This window comes from Arthrobacter sp. H14 (assembly GCF_000520495.1).
In the GTDB taxonomy this organism is placed as follows: domain Bacteria; phylum Actinomycetota; class Actinomycetes; order Actinomycetales; family Micrococcaceae; genus Arthrobacter_C.
In genome coordinates this window covers 57,404-61,835 of record NZ_KI914640.1, presented here as the reverse complement: position 1 = coordinate 61,835, position 4,432 = coordinate 57,404, and the positions used below count along the sequence as shown (strand labels likewise).

Below are 4,432 nucleotides of genomic sequence, written 5' to 3'. Positions count from 1 at the left end.
GCGCAGGTTGCGCGAGCCGGTTTGTTAGGCGGTCTTCTTCAACCGGGCGGAAGCGTGCGATTCGAGGGACCGCCCCAGCGCGGCGATATCCCAGGCCCAGAGCAGGTCGCCCTCGACCAGACCGTACAGCCTGGTGGCGGCCCTGTAATCCTTCGCCCCCGGCGCACGCATCACAGCGTCGGTGGACAGGTCGATCCGCGGCCCTTTGACCTGGCCGACGTAGAGCTCGCAGATTCCGCCCGGGTGCACCACGTTGGCGATGATGTCGAAGCCGTCGTCCTTGTTGCGCAGCTTCTCGACCTCCTCCGCGGACTTCAACGCTGGAACTATCTCAGCGGGAATCAGTCCGGGACCGCCGTCGGATTCGTTGAGTTCGCGATCCAGTTGCCAGGCACCGGATTCCCAGCTCAGCGGACGCAGCTTGTTGCCGTCGTCGTCGATCAACCAGCTCTGCGCGCTGTACTCCAGATAGGCCAGGCCATTGTGGGTGAAATTCACTTCCTGGGCGAACTGCTGCTGCTCGATATCGCCGTAACCGAGGACGCCGACGCCCTCCCACCGGCCGATCAACCAGTAAAGCGGAACGAGTTCAGGCGTTAAATCTGTGGGAAGTTCGATAGGCATTAGAGCCCTTACTTCTGTCCCTTATACATACGCCAGACGACAAATCCGGCAAACCAGGCCATGGCGCCGCCGGCAATGACCAACAGGGCGATGTAGAAGATCTCCAGAGCAAGCAAGTTCATGTGCTCAAGGCTACCCCAAAGTCCCGACAGAATTCCCGTTGGTGACGCCGTGGGGCGTGGGACGGATACGCAGTCAGACCAGCAGCAGCTTCTCCAGGAAATAGACCATGGTTCCCAGCGCAGCGATCGGGGCCACGCCAACCGCCAGCGCGCCGGCCAGCGTGTTCGGGCCCCGCCTGGCAACAATCAGCCGGCGGAAACTAACGACGACGGCGCCGCAGACCAGCCCGACGACGGCCGCGGCGAGATTGGGCACGTCGGACAAGAGGATCGCGCCGAGGAGCCCCGCCGAGGTCGCCAGCATCAATCCGACCGGTGCAATGATCCTGTCCGGCCATGGCAGCAGCGAGACTAGAAGCGCGACCACCACGCTGGTTCCAGTGACGAGCATCATGCCCGAGTCCTCCGCGTTGGACCTGAGCTGCTCGGCCGCGGCCCAACCACCTCCCATCGCGCAGATAAGGACACCGGCGGTCCCGCCGATCGTCGATTCCAGCCGCAGGCTCTGGCCTGTCCCGCGCAGCAGCTGCACCAGGAATACCAGCGCCACGCCCACAGCGACGATGGCGGGAAACCAGAGCAGCAGGCGTCCGCCTTCGAGCAGGCTGGCAGTAACGGTAGAGGCGATGCCGGATCCGGCGATGATGCTGCCGAGGGTCTTCTTTGCCGGCACGCCAAGCAGGTGCGGCCAGCCGAAGCCGACAATCAGGGAGGCCAGGCTCAGTACAACGACGACGACGGGAAGTGAGAGATAGGCGCCGCCAATGATGGCGCACAAACTCACCGCCGCCGCGGCGGCAATACTGGCAGACTTCACCATGCCATCCTGCCTTATAGCTCGATTCGGCGCGAGAAAGCCCCGCCGTGCCGCCGTCGAACCGCCAAGGTATAGTCAAGACAGCCCCGCTCGCTCAATGATGCGCCAGTTCTCCCCTTGAGGACGACTACGCACCGTGGAGGAACCGTGTCGCAGATCCTGTTACTGACCAATAGCCAAGGCTCATCCGTTGATGTCCTGCCTGCCCTGGAGCTGCTCGAACACCGCATCCACATTCTCCCCGCCGAACCGACGGCGCTGCTGGAATCCACGCCGTCCGACGTCGTAATGATTGATGCGCGCAAGGACCTGGCCGGAGCCCGCTCGCTGGCGCAGCTGATCAAGGCAACCGGCCTGAGCGCGCCGTTGATGCTGGTGCTGACGGAAGGCGGAATGGCCGCCGTCGCCCCCAACTGGATGGCCGACGACGTCATACTCGACACTGCGGGGCCGGCGGAAGTGGAGGCACGGCTGAGGCTGGTCGTCGTCCGGGCCAACACAGACGAGCCGGCCGAAACGGAGATCCGGATTGCCGGCGTCGTCATCGATGAATCGAGCTACACCGTCAAGGTCAACGACAAACTCCTGAACCTGACGTTCAAGGAATTCGAACTGCTGAAATATCTCGCCCAGCATCCCGGCCGCGTGTTCAGCCGGGACCAGCTGCTGCACGAAGTGTGGGGCTACGACTATTACGGCGGCACCCGGACCGTCGACGTCCACGTCAGGCGGCTGCGGGCAAAGCTCGGCGCAGATCATGAAAATCTCATCCGGACCGTCCGCAACGTCGGCTACCACTTCACCCGTACGCTTTCCGATGAGAACGCCGCGGTCGGTTCGGAGACGTAGTACAAAGCGGATCCCGCGCCCATCGCGCTAGTCTTAGATGCACGGTCTGGGCCGGGCCGGTACTACAGCGAAGGAGTCAGCGATTATGAGTCAGACAACCTCCGGAACATGGCCGGTGCACACCATAAAGGGCCGCCCCAATAAGGACCTGTTGCGCGATATTTCCACCCTCGCCGACGCCGCCAACGAGTCTGACGGCAATCCGCCGCTGTCCGAGCAGACCCTGGTGAATCTCCGCTCCGAGGACTGCGACGAAACCACGATGCTCAGCTTCGCCACGTATATTCCGGAAGAGGAATACAGCGATTCCGACGACGGGTCGCTGGCCGGTGTCGCCGTCGTCAGCCTGGATCCGGAGGCGCAGACCAGTCCGCATGGAGTCCTCGAGCTGGTGGTCCATCCGAATTACCGCAACCAGGGCATCGGCACTTCGCTGGTCGGCGCCCTGAAGGAGACCACCAAGCTGACCGGTTTGCGCGCGTGGTCGCACGGCAATCATGAGGCGGCCGTGGAACTGGCCGGCCGGTACGGATTTACTTCGGTCCGCGAACTGTGGCGGATGCGGTTAACCAGGGCGTTGCAGTCGGCTGCCCAGTTGCACTATGAACTGCCCGAGGGCGTGCGGCTGCGCCCGTTCGAACCCGCCCAGGACGAAGAAGCCTGGCTGAAGGTCAACGCCGCGGCCTTTGCACACCATCCGGAACAGGGAGCCACCACCCTGAACGATCTGAAAGCCCGGATGGAGGAGGACTGGTTTGATCCGAACGGTTTCCTGTTGGCAGAGCGCGACGGCGAACTCCTCGGCTTCCACTGGACCAAGGTTCATCCGCGCAGCGGCAGCCACCCTGCCATTGGCGAGGTGTACGTCGTCGGCGTCTCCCCTGACGCGCAGGGACTTGGACTGGGTAAGGCGCTGACCATTGCCGGAATCGAATATCTCCACGAGGCCGGACTGAACGCCATCATGCTCTACGTCGACGCCGATAATGAGGCCGCCGTCGCGCTGTACCAGAAACTCGGCTTCACCCGCTGGGACGTGGACGTGATGTACGCGCCGAAAACCGACGGTGCCGGCTTGTAAGGTTGGAGCAGTCAACCGGATCGAGTCAGAAGGAGAATGTCTTGGAACCCCAAACAGCGGCGATTCCCACAACACGCTTCGGCTCGTCCGAGGTCGCACCGGCGCGCGCCACCCAGGACCGCATCGACATACCGGAGTTTGCGCCGAGCCTGACACCGGCCGGAGATGTCGGTCCGGATCGTTTCCTCGACCGTGAAGTCAGCTGGCTCGACTTCAATGCCCGGGTGCTGGAGCTGGCCGAGGATCCGAACATGTACCTGCTGGAGCGGGTGAATTTCCTCTCCATTTTCGCTTCGAACCTGGACGAATTCTTCATGGTCCGCGTGGCCGGCCTCAAGCGCCGGATCGCGGCCGGGCTCGCCGTGCCCTCCCCCGCCGGCCTCAGCCCGGTGGAGCAACTGGAGCTGATCGGCGAAGAGGCGCAGGAGCTGACCAAGCGCCATGCCCGGATTTTCGAGGAACAGATCCGGCCTGCGCTGGCCGACGAGTCCATCTACCTCACACGGTGGGCTGAACTTGATGAACAGTCGAAGGCCTACCTGCGGGACCTGTTTTCAGAGAAGGTCTTCCCCATCCTCACGCCATTGGCTGTGGACCCGGCGCATCCGTTCCCCTATATTTCCGGGCTGTCGCTGAACCTCGCCGTCGTCGTACGCAATCCCGTCAGCGAAAAAGAACTCTTTGCCCGCCTGAAGGTCCCCGACCAGCTGCCGCGGTTGATCTCGGTGGACGGACCACGTGCCGGCCGGGTTCCGGGCCGGGTGGCACGGTTCATTCCGCTCGAGGACGTCATAGCCGTGCATCTGGACCAGCTTTTCCCCGGCATGGAGGTCCGCGAGCACCACACCTTCCGCGTCACCCGCAACGAGGACCTCGAGGTGGAGGAGGACGACGCCGAGAACCTGCTGCAGGCGCTGGAAAAGGAACTCCTGCGACGCA

At 63.4% G+C, this 4,432-nt stretch carries 5 protein-coding genes; 3 read left to right on the top strand and 2 right to left on the bottom strand.

Annotation, left to right across the window (positions count from 1 at the left end; genetic code table 11):
* Positions 1 to 24: 24 nt before the first annotated feature.
* Together Y707_RS0106525 and Y707_RS0106515 are read right to left on the bottom strand one after the other, a co-directional pair.
* The gene (locus Y707_RS0106525; protein WP_026534480.1) at positions 25 to 624 is read right to left on the bottom strand and encodes a heme-binding beta-barrel domain-containing protein; all 600 of its coding nucleotides are present in this window, start codon (positions 622 to 624) and stop codon (positions 25 to 27) included.
* A 195-nt stretch (positions 625 to 819) separates the two neighbouring features.
* A complete protein-coding gene (locus Y707_RS0106515) occupies positions 820 to 1,566 on the bottom strand; it encodes a hypothetical protein (RefSeq protein ID WP_253905085.1) in 747 nt (248 codons plus the stop codon).
* Positions 1,567 to 1,710: 144 nt separating this feature from the next.
* Here Y707_RS0106515 and Y707_RS0106510 point away from each other — a divergent pair, with 144 nt between their 5' ends.
* From Y707_RS0106510 to Y707_RS24020, 3 genes are all read left to right on the top strand, one after another.
* The gene (locus Y707_RS0106510; RefSeq protein WP_026534478.1) at positions 1,711 to 2,412 is read left to right on the top strand and encodes a winged helix-turn-helix transcriptional regulator; all 702 of its coding nucleotides are present in this window, start codon (positions 1,711 to 1,713) and stop codon (positions 2,410 to 2,412) included.
* 85 nt (positions 2,413 to 2,497) lie between these two features.
* The gene (mshD, locus tag Y707_RS0106505) at positions 2,498 to 3,493 is read left to right on the top strand and encodes a mycothiol synthase (RefSeq protein WP_026534477.1); all 996 of its coding nucleotides are present in this window, start codon (positions 2,498 to 2,500) and stop codon (positions 3,491 to 3,493) included.
* Positions 3,494 to 3,534: 41 nt separating this feature from the next.
* Positions 3,535 to 4,432 (top strand): polyphosphate kinase (locus Y707_RS24020; protein WP_035780639.1); only part of this gene is annotated, 898 nt, incomplete at its 3' end.

What these genes read in the sequence shown, in the direction of transcription:
- Y707_RS0106525 (WP_026534480.1), bottom strand. Translation starts at nt 624, where the DNA reads ATGCCTATCGAACTTCCCACAGATTTAACGCCTGAACTCGTTCCGCTT.
- Y707_RS0106515 (WP_253905085.1), bottom strand. Translation starts at nt 1,566, where the DNA reads ATGGTGAAGTCTGCCAGTATTGCCGCCGCGGCGGCGGTGAGTTTGTGC.
- mshD (WP_026534477.1), top strand. Translation starts at nt 2,498, where the DNA reads ATGAGTCAGACAACCTCCGGAACATGGCCGGTGCACACCATAAAGGGC.